Raw genomic sequence first — 16,164 nt, 5'->3', positions numbered from 1 at the left:
CCTGCGGCAAACTCATAGGTCAGCTACTACAGGTGCGGGAAGTAAACGCATTTGGTTCACGCACGTGCATGAGGCGTCGGAGGGGAACTGTCGATGAATGCGGCGAGCCGCGATCTGTCCGACGGATCCGTACTGTTGGTCAGCGAAGTGGTCCGCGATGTGATCGCCGAGGTCGCGCCCGACGAGCTGCCGTTGGTGGATCGGCTCCGCCCACTCGGCGACGAGCACGCCGTGCGGTTGCTCAGCCGCCGCAAGCGTGGCCGCGACCTGCTCGGTTTCGGTATCGACGACGTGATGATCCTGGCGAGCCCGGTGGTGTGGGTGGTGGTGAACGAGGCAGCGACGCGGTTCACCAACAGCGCGATCAGCGGTGGCGGCAAGGGGCTGCGCCGTCTTGTTCGACGGCCGAGAGCCGTTTCGGTCGTCCCTGCGCTGACCCGCGACCAGATTGCCGAGATCCACACGCAGATCATGGATTCCGCGGTGCGCAGTGGCATGGACAACGACCGTGCGCGGGTTGTCGCCGACTCGGTGGCCGGCCGCCTGGCGCTCGGCGGAGCCACCGACGCCGAGGTCCGCCGAGCGGAAACCTGACGCACGACAGCACACTCAGCGGGTACCGAGCTGATCGGCCGCGCGGGAAAGGCATTGACATCGCCATCGAATCGGGCCCCACCGCAGTTCCGGTCAGGGCCAGCGCCTTCGCCGCTGGTACCGCGCTTCGGTTCGCGCTGTTGCTGGCTTTCATCACCGTAGACAGCCTCTTCCTGCTGTCGAGCATCGCACCCCGGTCTCCCGGAAACGGCGACGATTGGTTCCGGCTCTGTCGTCTCGCGGTGGGCTTCGACCCGAAAGAACCGTATCGGCCCGTCGAGGCGATGACCGATGCCGCCTTCATCCAGTCGTGCCAGGTTTCCCATGGCTTGCGGCAGCCGGATAACCACTGGATGCTCATCGGCGCCGTGGCAGTGGTCGTGGTAGCGACCGCGATCTATCTGTTGTGGCCGATGTGGCGACGCAGGCACAGCCGGTTATTGCCCATCGATCTGAGCTCGACCGACGAGTTGGCGGGGCAGCTGCGGGACCTCGTCGCTGTTGCCGGTCTGCGCAAGACTCCCGGTTTCGCGATCGACCCGAGGTCCGACACCGTCGGCGCTGTCGTGTTCGGACGGCTCGCCAATTACACGGTGTGCCTGGACGCGGGCTTGGTCGCGCGCAGCGCTGCCCACCCGGAGGTGCTTCGCGACGTCGTCCTGCACGAACTCGCGCACATCCGCAACCGTGATGTCGACATCACCTACGCCACGGTCGCCGTGTGGCGAGCTTTTCTGCTCTGCGCGCTGCTCCCCTATCTGGTCGAACAAGCGGTATCCTTGGCCACCGATGCCGAGAGCTGGCGTGCCGCATGGCAATTGGCGGTGCGTGGCGTTCTCCGGGTGGCGGCTCTTGTCGCATTGACCTATTTGGTTCGTGCCGACATTCTGCGGACTCGCGAGTTCGATGCCGACCTCGACGCGGCGAATCTCGCCGGGCAGACCGCGTTTTCCTGGCGGACTCAGCATTCAGAGCCCGAGCCGAAATTTACTGGTTGGCAACGGTTTATCAGCATCTGGCGAACCCACCCTGATGGGCCACAACGCCATCGATCATTGCGTGATCCCGGAATTCTGTTCGGTGCCACCGCATTACCGATGTTCCTTACCGGCGTCATCGCTCAGGTCGCCAACGTGACACTCCCGGCGGTGGCCGACAGCTTCGGGTTACCTTCGGGCGGGACGGTCATCGGCGACGTGTCGACCTGGCTGACTGCCGCGCTCGTGGTCGGTATAGCAGGCTACGCGCTATGGCGCGCCGTCGGTTACGCCATCCTGACCGAACGCCCGGTGCCCTCGGGCTGGCGCGCCGGGGTCTGGCTCGGCGTCGGCATGGCAGCGGGCGAACTGGTGTCTTTCCGCACCGCGGGCTACGCACTGTTGCCCCCGGACGTCGAGATTCTGCTCGTATTCGTGATCGGTTGTCCGGTATTCACCTGGTGGGTCACGCAATGCGCGGAATTGTGGATCCGCGGCACCCGAGGCCGCTCGATCCGGCCCGTGCAGATGCTCGGGCTGGCGGCCGGCCTCGTCGTGTTCGGCACCTGGTACGGCTACTGGATGAGTGGGCCGTTCCTGTTCCTGATGGGCCCGGTGGGCCTGCCGCAGCTGTCGACGCCGGGCATGCCACCCTGGTTCTGGATCATCGCGGATCTGGGCAACAGACCTTCGGTGTTCGTCGGAGCGGCCGTCCTGTGGTTGTTCCCCTTGGTCGCGTTGCTCCGCAGACCGGGGACCGGAACGCCGGAGTGGGTGGAACGGGCGCGCACGGAATCTCCGGCCGACGGCACCACAGTGCACCGCCCGGTGTCGCTACGGCCCGCGACCGTCGCCGCCGCTCTCGGCGGTGGCCTGTGCTGGCTGGCCGTCGTGCTCGTCATGCTGATTCGACATCTCGACCAGCCGCCACTGGACCAAGCGGGCATGCAGTGGTGGCTCGGCTATCCGATGAGGTTGTCGGCCGGTCTCGGTGTCGCGATGGTGTCGACCGCGATCGTGGTTTCCGCGATCACCCACCGATCCCGGCTGGCGCTCGCGCTGGCTGCCTCCGGTGGTGCCGGACTGATCGGCCTGGCAGGCCTGTTCCCCCTCGCCGCCGTCGACGGATGTATCGAGCCGATGCGTGTCATGGCGTACAGCTGCCGGTGGCGGCCGAGCGCGGCATGGGACGTTGTCACGTTACAGGTTCCGTTCGTCCTCGGACTCGGCCTCACTTTTGCCGCGGTGGGTGCGCTGCTCGGTGCTGTCATCGCCGAGGGTGGCCGCCGCCTGATCAATCGGCGTCCCGCGCACGACACAGCGTCGACCGGGCCGCAGGAATCAGTGGTCGTCCGCAGGTTTGTCGTCGCGGCCGTATGCGTGGCGGTGGCCGTTCTCGGCACCAACACCGCGCTGCGCTATTACGTTCGGAGCACCCCCGAGATCGACGCCGTCGGAACCATCGGCCGCGCGCCGCAACGCACACCCGACGCCGTCTCGCAGCAGGTCTGGGCCTGGTTGATGGTCGGTGGTTATGACAAGATCACCAAGATCCGGCAAGACATCCGGGATTGGGGCAAGGTCATCGCCGACGCGGCTAGCGCGGCTGAGCAGCCCACGGTCCCGCTCGATTCCGCGGTGTTCGTACCGGTCTGCGCGGCCATCGTCCGCGACGCCGACGATGCGGCGGCCTTCATACCGATTCCGGATGACGAAACACAGACCGCATGGGTGAAGGCCCACACCGCCGCCGCGCTGGCGGGCAACGACTGCCAGCACAGCTTCGCGAACATCGACGACGCGTTGTTCGCCAAGTCGATGACCGAGGGCATCGACGCCCTCGAGGCCCACGACTCGCTGATGCGCCGTCTTGTCTCGATCGGGGCGTTGGACAGCGGTAAGTGAGCGCTGTCGGGGATCGCGAAGGATTATCCGAGGGCGAAGGGGAGTTTCGTTGTCAGCTCGCCCAATTCGGCTTGTTCAGCGGCTGTCGGGGGCCGGCGGCCGGTGCCGATCAGCAGGGTGTTCTTGTCGGACCATGAGGCGGGAAAGGGTGACCCGGCGATCTTTTCGAGCATCTCGCGGGCGCGCGACAGGGATTCGGTGGGCGGTTCAGGGGCGTCGGGCAGGTAGGCGATCAAGTCGAGGTGATGCAGTGTCCATTCCATGACGTACGCGGCGAGGTAATCGGCCACGGTGAGCGCCTGGTCTTGGGTGCTGACGCGGATGTCGGGGTCGGCGAGTTCAGCGGCGCGACCGGCGGCGGAGCCGACGTCATCGAGGTGGATCTTCAGCAGTTCCGGCTGCTCGTAGGCCGTGGCCAGCCGGACGATGAGTGCGTCGAGTGGGTCGTCGCCCGTCGGCGTTTCGACGACGTTCCAGTAGGTCAGCGCGTCGCGAGTCGGTTCCTTCTCGGTGGGTGTCACCAGGGTGATCAGCACATCTTGCGCGTCAATGATCAAGTGACACACCAGGTCCCGGACCAGCCAGCCGGTGCAGCCCGAAGGCTGCGCGAAATCCTGGTCCGGGAGTTCGGCCACGGCGGCGCGTAACGCCGTCCACGAGCGTGAGAAGAGTTCCACGGCCGCAAGCTAGCAGCGGCGAGCCGCCGAGGCGACCGCTTTTCGCGCACGGGCGACCGTGCGATCCATGAACCACGCCAGCAAGCCCGGCGCGACGGCGGCGAGCCACTGCATCAGGCGACCGGGAACACTGGGCACCACCGAGGCTTTGCCGCAGGCCGCGCCGACGAGCAGGGCGTGGGCGGCGGCGCTCGCGGTGATCGGTGCCGACGAGCAGCACGGCCGCCAGCGATGAGATGACCGTGATGCTGCCGCCTGCTCGCAGATCCGGTAGTGCCGCCTGGATAACGTGCAGCGCCCCAAAGTAATTCACCGACATGTGCCTGATGAAATCGGTGTCATCCAGACGGCGAAGTAGTCGGGCTTGGCTATACCGGCGCACGCGATCACCGCGCCGATCTCGCCTTGGCGGGCACGGGCTTTCGTCACGACGGCAACGATCTGAGTCTTGTCCGTCACGTCGGCGGCGAACACCGACAGGTGCGGCTCGGACTCCGCAAAGGCCGAAAGATATTCCAGCGCGGTGTCTTCGAGCGCTGGCACGCTGACCCGGGCACCCGCCGACAGCGCCAGTTCGGTCACCACCAGCCCGATACCGCTGCTGCGGGCGTCTCGTTCAGGTTCGGCGACCTTCTTCAAAGCGATGCCAAGCCAACCGCAAAACCCCGTAAGAATCCGCGCCACCAGCACCCGTCGGCCGACGCCGCGAATTCTTACGCACCTCTGCCATATCCCCACCATCCCTTTGACATCAGACCCGCACGATTCCAACTACCACGCCGTGGCGGACCCCGCCCACAAAGGAGAACCACCATGCCTCCCTTCGTACAATTCATCCTCTGGCTCAACCTCCTCAACCAACTGTCGACCGGCTCCATCAGCCGGCTCGATTGACCAACGGACAGGCTCGCCCGGAGCCAAGAATTCACGGCCCGCTGCAGACTGCAATATCGAGAGCTCGAGTTCCGGCGGGGTAGCGCTCCTCGTCGACATAGTCCTGGTTGAGCGTTATGGCCACCGCTCGCCCGGTAGCCGGTACTACGCCATCGAAGGTCAGGAATCCGGGAACGCCTCCCGTATGCCCCCAGAGCTCTTTTCCACAGTGCATCGTCATCCGCGCCAAGCCGAGACCGTATGCCATGCCGGCCTGCTCATCGATGACCTCGACAGTCTTCATCTGCGCCAATTGCGCTGGCGGCAACAGTTTTCCGTCGAGTAACGCAGTGAAGAACCGGTTGAGGTCGGCGCCGGTGCCGACCATCGCGCCGGCCGCGCCGGCCCACGACACATTCTGGCCGGTGTAGTCGACTCGTTTGCCGTCGGCCTCGCTGTAACCGACCGGATGCGGACCGCAGATATCGGTTTCGTCCGGGGCCGGGTAGTAGGTGTCGCGCACACCGAGCGGCTCGAGAATGCGCCGGGCGATCTCCACGCCGACCGGGTCCCCGGCGACCTTCTCGATGACCATCCCCGCGACGGCATAGTTGGTGTTGGAATACTCCCATTGGGCCCCGGGTTCGAAAACGGCGGGCGCGGTCAACGCGTTGCGCACCATATCGGCCGTATTCGCGGTCATCCACCGCGTGCGCTCGGTCGCGATCTCGAGCTGTCCAGGCTTGGGCTCCGCCCCGAACTCCGCCACGTATTCAGGCAGTCCGCTCTTGTGCTGCAACAGATTTCGGATCGTGACCCGATTCCCGTCGATGCCAGGACCTTGCACCACGTCCGGCAGGTATCGCTGCACCGGCGCGTCCAACTCGACCTTGCCCTCAGCCACCAACTGCAGCATTACCGTCGCAACGAATGTCTTGGTGATGCTGCCGATCCGGACCCGGGCGTTATCGGTGAATGGCTGCCCAGTCGCCAGGTCTGCCGCACCCGCGGTGACCGTCCACGCGTGATGCTTGTCGTCGATTACCGCTTGCGCTCCTGGAAACCCCAGTCGCACAGCATCGCTCAATGCAGCCGCGATCTGATCCCGACCTGCCTCGCTGGCATCGACCGAATCGGCCGCGCCACACGATGTCGCCGCCACAGCCGCGATACCTACCAACGCAAGTTTGATCTTCACAGCATCAAGCTATGGAAAACCTCCTGCGGCCGGCAGCCTGCTACCGCCCCAATGACAAGTCGTGCTGGCACCACTCACGTCACGAAGTGTCCGCTGCCGAGCCATGCTCGGTGGTGATGATCAACTTCGTCGGTCAATGTATCGACACCCTCCGACAGCAAGTCTTTTCAGCTACCGATCGTCGATCGCCACAGCCGGTCACGTATGTCAAGGAACCTCACTACTGCAGCGTGACGGGGACATCGGTGAGTTTGACCTCGGTGCTCCCGTCGGCGCTGTACAGATCCCAGGTGACGTCGACTGTGGCGGGGCCGGGCTGGTAGGGGTAAGTCACCGGTGCCGCGACGTCGCTGGTGTAGGGGTGGGGGGCACCGTCGCAGGTCACCATTCCCCTGCCGCCAGGCGCGTCCCCCTGGACGTTATCTTGTCTCAGGAAGGCGAATCTGGCGGTGTTGGCCCGACCGACGGCGGTGCAGGTGTAGGTGCCGGTGATCTGCGCGCTGCCGTCGGCGTTGAGGTGCTGTTTGTTGTCGACCGTGAGTTTGAGGGACGGGTCCGCCATGGCCGGGCCGGCCAGCATGACGGCGCCGGCGAACGCCGCCGCCGTGGCTACCGCCAGTTTCATGATCCAATTCCTGGGGATACTGGCCCGCCGTTCGGCGGTCCGGAGATACTCGGCCATATCACGGCTTCCTTTATGTTCTGCGGCAAGCAAATACCTGCCTGGCGTGATTGATTACGCTGTCCGCCAATGATATTCAGCCAACCTCCGATCGAATCCCCAGACGGCTCGACGGGGGGTTTGGGGGCGTGTAGAAACGGGGTGGGTGTACTCAGCGGATGAGGTGAATATGTGGAAGATCTGTCAGACGTGTGCGGTCGAGCACGGGGCTGGGGCGGAAGTTTGCCGTATCTGCGCTGATGAGCGGCAGTGGGTGCCTGCTGAGGGGCAGCAGTGGACGACGCTGGAGAAGCTCGTTGCGGCGGGGCACAAAGTGGTGGTGCGGGAGTTGGAGCCGGACATGTTCGGCGTGACGGTCGAACCGGCGGTGGGGATCGGGCAGGAGTCCCATGTGGTGCGGACACCGGCGGGGAATGTGCTGTGGGACGTGACCGGTTATGTCGATGAGGACGGCGCGCGTCGGGTACGGGAGCTCGGCGAGGTCGTCGCGATCGTGCCGAGTCATCCGCACCATTACGGCGTGCAGGTGGAGTGGAGCCGGGCACTGGGCGGCGTGCCGGTGCTTGTCCCGGAATCCGATCTGCGGTGGATCGCCCGCCCGGATCCGGTGATTCGCCCGTGGTCCGGTCGGCTCGAACTGTTGCCGGGGATTACCGTGCGCCAGTTGGGCGGACACTTCCAGGGCAGCTCGGTGCTGCACTGGGCGGCGGGAGCCGAGGGCAGGGGTGTGCTGTTCAGCGCGGACACCATCCAGGCCAACCCGGACCGCAAAACGGTTGCCTTCATGCGCAGCTACCCCAACCGCATTCCGCTCTCACCCGCCGTGGTGGAACGAGTCGCAGCGGCCGCCGAAGAGTTCGAATTCGACCGGCTCTATGACAATTTCGGCAAAACCATCGACGGTGACGCCCGCGCCGCCATCCGGCGCTCCGCCGACCGCCACATCGGCTGGGTACGTGGCGATTTCGACCACCTGACCTGAGATCTGAACTCCGTCAACCGCGTGGCTAGTTTCCGTCGCGGCGCTGGCCGATTTCTTTCGTGAGCGCGATGATGTCGGTGAGCAATTTCGGGGATTCATTGCATTCGTCGGTGGTGACGCGCTTGCTGGTGCCGTCGCGATAGGTGACGGTCACCGCGTAGGAGTAGGAGTCGCGACAGTCGTTCGGACCGGTGTAGGCGTCGGTCAGTGTCTGGAACTGCGCGCTGTCGACCATGTCGAACAACGAACCGCGGCGCTGGTTCTCGACCTTGTCGTCGACGACGTAGTGCTGGTCGACTCCGGCGAAGCCGCCGGTCTGGTTCACCTCGACGCTGGCGGCCTGCGGATCGCTCGGCTTGGCCTGGGTTTCGCCGGTGCCACCGCAGGCGGCCGAGGCGAGAAGTAACGCGACTACGGCGGAAAGAAACAGCGGTTGCACGAGACCGCGGCGGAACCGGGATTCGCTCATGGCCGCACAGTATCGCTGTGCGGACGACGAGACAATGCCACCACTCCCCAGTTGAATCCGCGGTTCGGCAAGGGTGTCGAGATCGCGCGGGGATACTGTTTGTACCCAATGTGATTCATCCACGCGACCGGCCCGATTCCGGACACCGGCGCGTCGGATGAGCCCATCCTGGACTTGCCGACCCCGGCTTCTTGCACGCTACGGGCCGGTAACACCCGTTCGCTGTGCACATATTTGGATTAGAGGTGCACACTACGCGGGACCGTGAGTTGTCACCCCGCCCGTCGATCGGGCCAGCTCTGGAGAGAAAGGAGTCGGCGAGTGTTCAGCCGCATCGCCATCGTGAACCGGGGAGAGGCCGCAATGCGGCTCATCCACGCCGTCCGAGATTTGGCCGCGGCAACCGCGCGTCCGATCGAAACCGTCGCTCTGTACACCGACGTCGACCGGACCGCGACGTTCGTGCGCGAGGCCGATATCGCTTACGACCTCGGGCCCGCGTCCGCGCGGCCGTACCTGGACCTGAAGGCGCTGGAGCAGGCGCTGGTCGCGACCCGCGCCGACGCGGCGTGGGTCGGCTGGGGTTTCGTCGCCGAAGATCCAGCCTTCGCCGAGCTGTGCGAACAGATCGGCGTCACCTTCATCGGCCCAAGCCCGGAGGCCATGCGCAAGCTCGGCGACAAGATCGGCGCCAAGCTGATCGCCGAGGAGGTCGGCGTGCCGGTCGCGCCGTGGAGCCGCGGCGCGGTGGAGACCGTGGAAGCCGCCATGACCGCCGCGGCCGAGATCGGCTACCCGCTGATGCTCAAGGCGACCGCCGGTGGTGGCGGGCGCGGTATCCGCGTGGTCACCAACGACGAAGACCTCGTCGATGCCTATGAGCGCACCCGGCAAGAGGCCGCGCGAGCGTTCGGCAGCGGCGTGGTGTTCCTGGAACGACTGGTCACCGGCGCTCGGCACGTCGAGGTCCAGGTGATCGCGGACGGCCAGGGCACCGCGTGGGCGCTCGGCGTCCGCGACTGCTCGGTGCAGCGACGCAACCAGAAGGTCATCGAGGAGTCGGCTTCGCCGGTGCTCAGCGCCGATCAGGCCGCCGAGCTCAAGGCCTCGGCCGAGCGGCTGGCCATCGCGGTCGACTACCGCGGCGCGGCGACCGTCGAGTTCCTCTACCACCCCGGCGACCAGCTGTTCGCGTTCCTCGAGGTCAACACCCGCCTGCAGGTCGAGCACCCGATCACCGAATACACCACCGGTTTCGACCTGGTCCGCGCGCAGCTGCACGTGGCATCCGGCGGCCGGCTCGAGGGCGAGATGCCCGCGGAGCGCGGGCACGCCATCGAGGCCCGGCTCAACGCCGAGGACCCCGACCGCGATTTCGCGCCCGCCCCCGGCCGCATCGCGCGACTGGATCTGCCCGCGGGTCCTGGCATCCGCGTCGACACCGGTGTCAGCGAGGGCGACACCATCCCCGCCGACTTCGACTCGATGATCGCGAAGATCATCGCCTACGGCAGCGACCGCGAACAGGCGCTCGGCAGGCTGCGCCGGGCCGTCGCGCAGACCAGGGTGATCATCGAGGGCGGCGCGACGAACAAGAGCTTCGTGCTCGACCTGCTCAACCAGCCCGAGGTGATCGACGGCAGCGCCGACACCGGCTGGATCGACCGCGTCCGCGGTGAAGGCAGGCTCGTCTCGCATCGGCACTCCGCCATCGCGCTGGCCGTCGCCGCCATCGACGCCTACGAGGAGGACGAGCGGGCCGAGCAGCATCGGCTGCTGTCCACCGCGTCCGGCGGGCGACCGCAGATACAGCACGAGAGTGGTCGACCGCTCGACCTCAAGCTGCGCGGCGCGGGCTACCGCGTGCGCGTCGCGCGGATCGGTGCGCACCGGTTCCGGATCGGTGTCGAAGCCAACGGCGACATCCGCACCGCCGATGTCGATCTGGAGCGTTTCGACCGGCACACCGGGCAGATCATGGTCAACGGCACCCGCTACCGCCTGACCACCGGCACCCACGGACCGGTCCACCTCGTCGATGTCGACGGAGTGACCCATCGGATCAGCCGCGACGAGGGCGGCGTCGTCCGCTCCCCCGCGCCCGCGCTGGTCGTCGCCACGCCACTCGAGGTCGGTGCCGAGGTCGAGGCCGGCGCGCCGGTCCTCGTGCTGGAGAGCATGAAGATGGAAACGGTGCTGCGCGCGCCGTTCAAAGCCCGGGTCAAGGAATGCGCCGTATCCGTCGGTACCCAGGTGGAGACCGGTGCGCCGCTGCTGTGGCTCGAGCCGCTCGGCGATGCGGACGAGGCCGAGGCCGAGGCCGTCGGGACCGTCGAGCTGGACCTGCCCGTCGGTCCCGCGCAGGTGCAACCGCACGAACGAACCACTCGTGGCCAGGAAGATCTGCGCAGCCTGCTGCTGGGTTACGACGTCGACCCGCACGACGACAGTCGCGTGCTCAGCGACTACCTCACCGCGCGCCGGGCCGCCCTCGCGGACGGTCGCAGGCCGCTCGCCGAGGAACTCGAACTCATGGAGGTGTTCGCCGACCTCGCCGAGCTGAGCCAAAACCGCTCGTCGGATGAGGACGGCAGCCAGAGCCACGTGCACAGCGCACGCGAGTACTTCCACACCTACCTGCAGAGTCTCGATGTCGAGCGGGCCGGACTGTCGGCGTCGTTCCAGGCCAAGCTGGCCAACGCGCTCCGGCACTACGGCGTCACCGAGCTGGAACGTTCCTCCGAACTCGAGGCCGCGGTCTTCCGCATCTTCCTCGCCCAGCAGCGCCCGTCCGACACCGTCACCGTCATCACCACGCTGCTGCGCGAGTGGCTGCGGGAGCCGATGCCGGATCGCGCGCTGCGCGAGCCGATCGGCCTGGCGCTGGAGCGGCTGGTGGCCGCGACCCAGATTCGCGTCCCGGTGATCGCCGACCTCGCGCGCGGTCTGGTGTACGCCTGGTATGGCCAGCCGTTGCTGCGGCGCAACCGTGCCCGGGTATACACCAACATCCGTAAGCACCTGCGCCACTTGGACGCTCAGCCGGATTCGGCCGATCGGTCCGAGCGCATCTCCGACATGGTGCGCAGCACCGAGCCGCTGGTGCGGCTGCTCGGCCAGCGACTGGTGCGCGGCAACCAGGACAACACCGTCATGCTCGAGGTGCTGACCCGCCGGTACTACGGCAACAAGGGCCTCGCCGGCGTACGCACCCACGAGGTCGGCGGCTGCACCTTCGTGATCGCCGAACGTCGCGGCCTGAGCCTGGTGTCCACGGCGGTGCGCTTCGACGCGCTCGACACCGCGTTGCGCGGGCTCGAGGAGCTGGCCAGCGGTGCCGCGTCCATCGACGCCGACATCTACCTCAGCTGGGAGAAGCAGCCCGCCGACTACGACGCGATGGCGGCGGAGCTGCACGAGGTCCTCGGCGGCTATCCGCTGCCGAGCCAGGTGCACCGGATCACCGTCGCGGTCGCCGGTAGCGGCGGCGCGGTGATGCACCACCACTTCACCTTCCGTCCGTCGGCCACCGGTATGGCCGAGGAGCGACTGATCCGCGGCCTGCACCCGTACATCGCACAGCGGATGCAGATGCAGCGGCTGCGCAAGTTCGACCTCACCCGGTTGCCGTCCTCCGACGACGAGGAGGTGTACCTGTTCCGCTGCGTCGCCAAGGAAAACCCGGCGGACGAGCGCCTCATCGCGTTCGCGCAGGTGCGTGACCTGGCCGCGCTGCGTGAGCAGGATGGCAGGCTGCTCGCGCTGCCGACCGCCGAGATCGCCATCGCGACCTGCCTGGACTCGATCCGCCGTGCGCAGTCGTTGCGGCCGTCGGCGAATCGGTTCAACACCAACCGCATCGTGATGTACATCTGGCCGCCGATCGACGTCACCCCGGCCGAGCTGGAAACCGTTGTCCGGCATGTGCGTCCGACCACCGCGGGCGCCGGGCTCGAGGAGATCCTGCTCATCGCGCGCCAGCGCGATCCGAAGACCGGCGAGCTCACCAAGGTCGCCCTGCGGATCGGCTTCGACTCCACCGAGGTGACCGTCGGCGAACGCACCGACGAGGTGGTCGAGCCGCTCGACGAGTACCGGCAGAAGGTGCTGCGGGCCAGCAGTCGCGGCACGGTGTACCCCTACGAGCTGACCGGCCTGCTCGGCGAGTTCGCCGAGTACGACCTCGACGCGAACCACACGCTGGTGCCGGTCGATCGGCCGAAGGGACGCAACTCCGCGGCGATCGTGACGGGCGTGGTCAGCACACCGACGACGCAGCATCCCGAGGGTGTCAAGCGGGTGATCCTGCTCGGTGATCCGACCAAATCGCTTGGCGCACTGTCGGAACCGGAATGCCGCCGGATCATCGCCGCACTGGATCTCGCCGAACAGATGCGGGTACCGCTGGAGTGGTACGCACTGTCCTCCGGCGCCCGGATCTCGATGGAGTCCGGCACCGAGAACATGGACTGGGTGGCGGCCGCGCTCAAGCGGATCGTCGAATTCACCCAGGACGGCAGCGAAATCAACATCGTGGTCGCCGGCATCAACGTCGGCGCGCAGCCGTACTGGAATGCCGAAGCGACGATGCTCATGCACACCAAGGGCATCCTGGTGATGACGCCGGACTCGGCGATGGTGCTCACCGGCAAGCAGGCGCTCGACTTCTCCGGTGGCGTGTCGGCCGAGGACAACTTCGGCATCGGCGGCTACGACCGGGTGATGGGTCCGAACGGGCAGGCGCAGTACTGGGCGCCGGATCTGGCCGCGGCACGCGACGTGCTGATGTCGCACTACGACCACACCTACATCGCACCCGGCGAGCAGGGGCCGCGGCGGTCGCAGACCAGCGATCCCATCGATCGCGACGTCTCCGACTTCCCGCATGTGTTGGCGGACAGCGACTTCCGCACCGTCGGCGAGATCTTCTCGGCGGCCGCCAACCCGGATCGTAAGAAGCCCTTCGACATTCGGTCCGTCATGCGGGCGGTCTCCGACCAGGACCACCCGGTGCTGGAGCGCTGGGCCGGGATGGCCGACGCCGAGACCGCGGTGGTGCAGGACGCGCATCTCGGCGGTATCCCGGTGTGCCTGTTGGGCATCGAGTCGCGGGGCGTGCCGCGGCGCGGGTTCCCGTCCACCGACGGCCCCGACACCTACACCGCGGGCACCCTGTTCCCGCAGTCGTCGAAGAAGGCCGCGCGGGCGATCAACGGGGCGAGCGGCAACCGGCCGCTGGTCGTGCTCGCCAACCTGTCCGGCTTCGACGGGTCGCCGGAATCGATGAAGAAGCTGCAGCTGGAGTACGGCGCCGAGATCGGCCGTGCGATCGTGAACTTTCAAGGGCCCATTGTGTTCTGCGTGATCTCGCGGTACCACGGCGGCGCGTTCGTGGTGTTCTCGAAGCAGCTGAACCCGAACATGACCGTGCTGGCGCTGGAAGGCTCGTTCGCCTCGGTGCTCGGTGGCGCTCCGGCCGCCGCGGTGGTGTTCGCCGGTGACGTCAACCGGCGTACCGCGGCCGACTCGCGGGTGCGGGACCTGGCGGCGCGTGCCGCGAACGCGTCCGGCACCGATCGGGCCACGCTGACCGCCGAGCTCGACGAGACGCGGTCGTCGGTCCGTACGGAGAAGCTCAGTGAGGTCGCCGCGGAATTCGACAAGGTGCACAACATTCACCGCGCTGTCGAGGTCGGTTCGGTCGACGCGGTGATCAGCGCCGCCGAGCTCCGGCCGCGGATCATCGAGGCGATCGAGGCGCGACTGCCCTGATGATCGTTCGAGCTCGTCGGCAGCGGCGGGTTCGGCCCTTGACCGGGTCGGGCCCGCCGTTGTCGGTTGTGAATGCGACGAACGTCTCGGCGCGCTGCCGGCCGATGCTGAGTACGGTCGAATCCATAGGGTTCGGCATTCGCCGCCACAGTGGTGAAGCCAACTCCCGAAGGAGGATTGGCGACATGATGCCGCACATTTCGAGCGTCATCGAGAGACGACTTCTGATCAACTACCGGGTCGAGCCCGACGTTGCGGCAAGCCTGTTACCGGCGCCGCTGCGCCCACAGGTGGTCGGCGACTGGGCGGTCGCGGGGATCTGCCTCGTTCGGCTCGGTCAGGTGCGTCCGGTCGGGCTGCCCGGCGCGATCGGTGTGCGCAGTGAGAACGCCGCGCATCGGATCGCGGTCGAATGGGACGGACCGGATGGGGTCGAGAAGGGCGTCTACATTCCGCAGCGGGACAGTGGGTCATCGCTGAATGTGCTGCTGGGCGGGCGCTTGTTCCCCGGTGTGCACGGCTTGGCCCGCTTCGACGTCAAGGAAAGCCAGCAGGACCTGCACGTCGCCTTCACGAGCCAGGACGGCGCCACCCAGGTCAGCGTGGACGTGCGCACCGTCGACGAGTTCGGCGGTAGCGAGCTGTTCCCCGACCTGAGCGCGGCCTCGGAGTTCTTCCGCCAGGGATCCGTCGGCTTCTCCGCAAGCCGCGACGGCCACCGCCTCGACGGCCTCGAACTGAACACCTCCAAGTGGGAAGTACGCCCGGCCCACACCCACACCGTCCATTCCACCTTCTTCGAGGACCAAACCCGATTCCCCACCGGCAGCGCAACCCTCGACTGCACCCTACTGATGCGCAACGTACCGGCCACCTGGCACGTCACCACCCCGATGCCACTAGCCGCCATCGCCTGACCTTCCCGCCGCCGAGGCGCACCCCGCCCCGTACCACCACAAATCCGCACCCCCTCTCGGGATCCGCACTCCCCCTCTAGGGTCCCTATTCCGAGTGCGGATCCCGAGTAAAGGTGCGGATTCTGCTCTCGGCACGGCGAGTTGGGGCTGCACACCGGTCGTGTGAGCCGCACACCACGTGTACTGGGGGTGCGGATTATGCAGAGGGTGTCGGTTCTCGAGGTCTGGCTATAGTGTGGGAGAGTGTGCTACTGGCGGAGCAGGGGTGCGGGCTGGCCTATCTTCACGCGGGGCTTGCCGTGGCGCCATGGACCGATCGGAGACGACATGCCGACATCGCTGTATACGACGACTGGACTGCTCGAGGCACCGCTGGTGGGGGCCGACGGCAGCGTGTTGTTCGCCGATGTCACCGGTGGTGGGGTCTACCGCTACCGCGAGCAGGGTACGGAAACCGTCCTCGCGGCGCGACGGGGAATCGGTGGGCTGGCGTGGCATGCCGGCGGCGGCGTAGTGATGACCGGGCGCGACCTGTCCTACATCGGTACCGACTCGGTAACGCGGCAGCTTCTAACCTTGGATGGCGCAACCGGTTTCAACGATCTGACCGTCGCCGCCGACGGCGCGCTGTATGCCGGAGTTCTGCGGCATCAACCACAGCGAGGCGAGCCCGCCGGGCCGAGCGAAGTCATCAGAATCGGTCCAGCAGGGGATGTTTCGATCGCCGCCGAGAACATCCGCTGGCCCAACGGGCTCGGCTTCGCCCCGGACGGACAGGCGCTGTATGTCTGCGAATACGCCGAGAGCCGAATCTTGTTGATAGACAATGGCGACCGTCACGCGTTCGCGACCGCACCGTCCGGTGAATGCGACGGCCTCGCCGTCGATGCCGAAGGTGGCGTATGGGTCGCACTCGGCACAGGAAGCACTGTCGCCCGGTTCACCCCGGACGGACAACTCGACACAACAATCAATCTCCCCGACGGCTTCGTGTCCTCCGTCGCTTTCCACGGGACCACCTTGCTCATCACCACCGCGGGCCGCCTCCTGAGCCACCCGGTCGGCATCACCGGCACCCCCATCCCCGCAACATCCATCCCCCTCCCTTGACTTCGCCG

The 16,164-nt window shown here is 66.8% G+C and carries 12 protein-coding genes; 7 read left to right on the top strand and 5 right to left on the bottom strand.

What is annotated here, in order from left to right; all coding sequences use genetic code 11:
- The first annotated feature begins 93 nt into the window (after window positions 1-93).
- Window positions 94-594: a hypothetical protein gene (locus ACIBCN_RS27050; RefSeq protein ID WP_396994476.1), complete on the top strand. Its 501-nt coding sequence runs from the start codon at window positions 94-96 to the stop codon at window positions 592-594.
- 140 nt (window positions 595-734) lie between these two features.
- Entirely contained in the window at window positions 735-3,476 is a 2,742-nt protein-coding gene (locus tag ACIBCN_RS27045) for a M56 family metallopeptidase (RefSeq protein ID WP_396994475.1), read from the top strand.
- A gap of 23 nt (window positions 3,477-3,499) precedes the next feature.
- Here ACIBCN_RS27045 and ACIBCN_RS27040 read toward each other — a convergent pair whose 3' ends face one another.
- The gene (locus ACIBCN_RS27040) at window positions 3,500-4,153 is read right to left on the bottom strand and encodes a maleylpyruvate isomerase N-terminal domain-containing protein (protein WP_396994474.1); all 654 of its coding nucleotides are present in this window, start codon (window positions 4,151-4,153) and stop codon (window positions 3,500-3,502) included.
- A 67-nt stretch (window positions 4,154-4,220) separates the two neighbouring features.
- On the opposite strand from ACIBCN_RS27040, the gene ACIBCN_RS27035 reads away from it, so the two are divergent.
- The gene (locus tag ACIBCN_RS27035) at window positions 4,221-4,388 is read left to right on the top strand and encodes a hypothetical protein (protein WP_396994473.1); all 168 of its coding nucleotides are present in this window, start codon (window positions 4,221-4,223) and stop codon (window positions 4,386-4,388) included.
- A 74-nt stretch (window positions 4,389-4,462) separates the two neighbouring features.
- On the opposite strand, the gene ACIBCN_RS27030 is transcribed toward ACIBCN_RS27035, so the two are convergent.
- From ACIBCN_RS27030 to ACIBCN_RS27020, 3 genes are all read right to left on the bottom strand, one after another.
- Window positions 4,463-4,792, bottom strand: a complete 330-nt coding sequence (locus ACIBCN_RS27030) for an SDR family NAD(P)-dependent oxidoreductase (RefSeq protein WP_396994472.1) — start codon at window positions 4,790-4,792, stop codon at window positions 4,463-4,465.
- 286 nt (window positions 4,793-5,078) lie between these two features.
- Window positions 5,079-6,224, bottom strand: coding sequence for a serine hydrolase domain-containing protein (locus ACIBCN_RS27025; protein WP_396994471.1), 1,146 nt, complete (start codon window positions 6,222-6,224; stop codon window positions 5,079-5,081).
- A gap of 220 nt (window positions 6,225-6,444) precedes the next feature.
- Window positions 6,445-6,849 (bottom strand): DUF6299 family protein, encoded by a 405-nt coding sequence (locus tag ACIBCN_RS27020; RefSeq protein ID WP_396994470.1) that lies wholly within the window; start codon window positions 6,847-6,849, stop codon window positions 6,445-6,447.
- Window positions 6,850-7,075: 226 nt separating this feature from the next.
- On the opposite strand from ACIBCN_RS27020, the gene ACIBCN_RS27015 reads away from it, so the two are divergent.
- Complete coding sequence (locus tag ACIBCN_RS27015; RefSeq protein ID WP_396994796.1) at window positions 7,076-7,888, top strand: hydrolase; 813 nt, start codon at window positions 7,076-7,078, stop codon at window positions 7,886-7,888.
- Between the two features lie 25 nt (window positions 7,889-7,913).
- Here ACIBCN_RS27015 and ACIBCN_RS27010 read toward each other — a convergent pair whose 3' ends face one another.
- Complete coding sequence (locus tag ACIBCN_RS27010; RefSeq protein ID WP_396994469.1) at window positions 7,914-8,357, bottom strand: protealysin inhibitor emfourin; 444 nt, start codon at window positions 8,355-8,357, stop codon at window positions 7,914-7,916.
- 321 nt (window positions 8,358-8,678) lie between these two features.
- On the opposite strand from ACIBCN_RS27010, the gene ACIBCN_RS27005 reads away from it, so the two are divergent.
- The 3 genes from ACIBCN_RS27005 to ACIBCN_RS26995 all read left to right on the top strand — a co-directional run bounded on the left by ACIBCN_RS27005 (window position 8,679) and on the right by ACIBCN_RS26995 (window position 16,156).
- A complete protein-coding gene (locus ACIBCN_RS27005; RefSeq protein ID WP_396994468.1) occupies window positions 8,679-14,129 on the top strand; it encodes a carboxyl transferase domain-containing protein in 5,451 nt (1,816 codons plus the stop codon).
- 185 nt (window positions 14,130-14,314) lie between these two features.
- Complete coding sequence (locus ACIBCN_RS27000; protein ID WP_396994467.1) at window positions 14,315-15,046, top strand: DUF2071 domain-containing protein; 732 nt, start codon at window positions 14,315-14,317, stop codon at window positions 15,044-15,046.
- Window positions 15,047-15,373: 327 nt separating this feature from the next.
- Window positions 15,374-16,156 carry an SMP-30/gluconolactonase/LRE family protein gene (locus tag ACIBCN_RS26995; protein ID WP_396994466.1) on the top strand — a complete coding sequence of 261 codons (783 nt, stop codon included), beginning with the start codon at window positions 15,374-15,376 and terminating at the stop codon, window positions 16,154-16,156.
- Window positions 16,157-16,164 lie beyond the last annotated feature (8 nt).

The sequence above is a fragment of the Nocardia sp. NPDC051052 genome (assembly GCF_044456045.1).
Lineage (GTDB): Bacteria > Actinomycetota > Actinomycetes > Mycobacteriales > Mycobacteriaceae > Nocardia.
The sequence above is the reverse complement of the archived record's forward strand: the minus strand, read 5'-3'. Positions and strand labels throughout refer to the sequence as shown.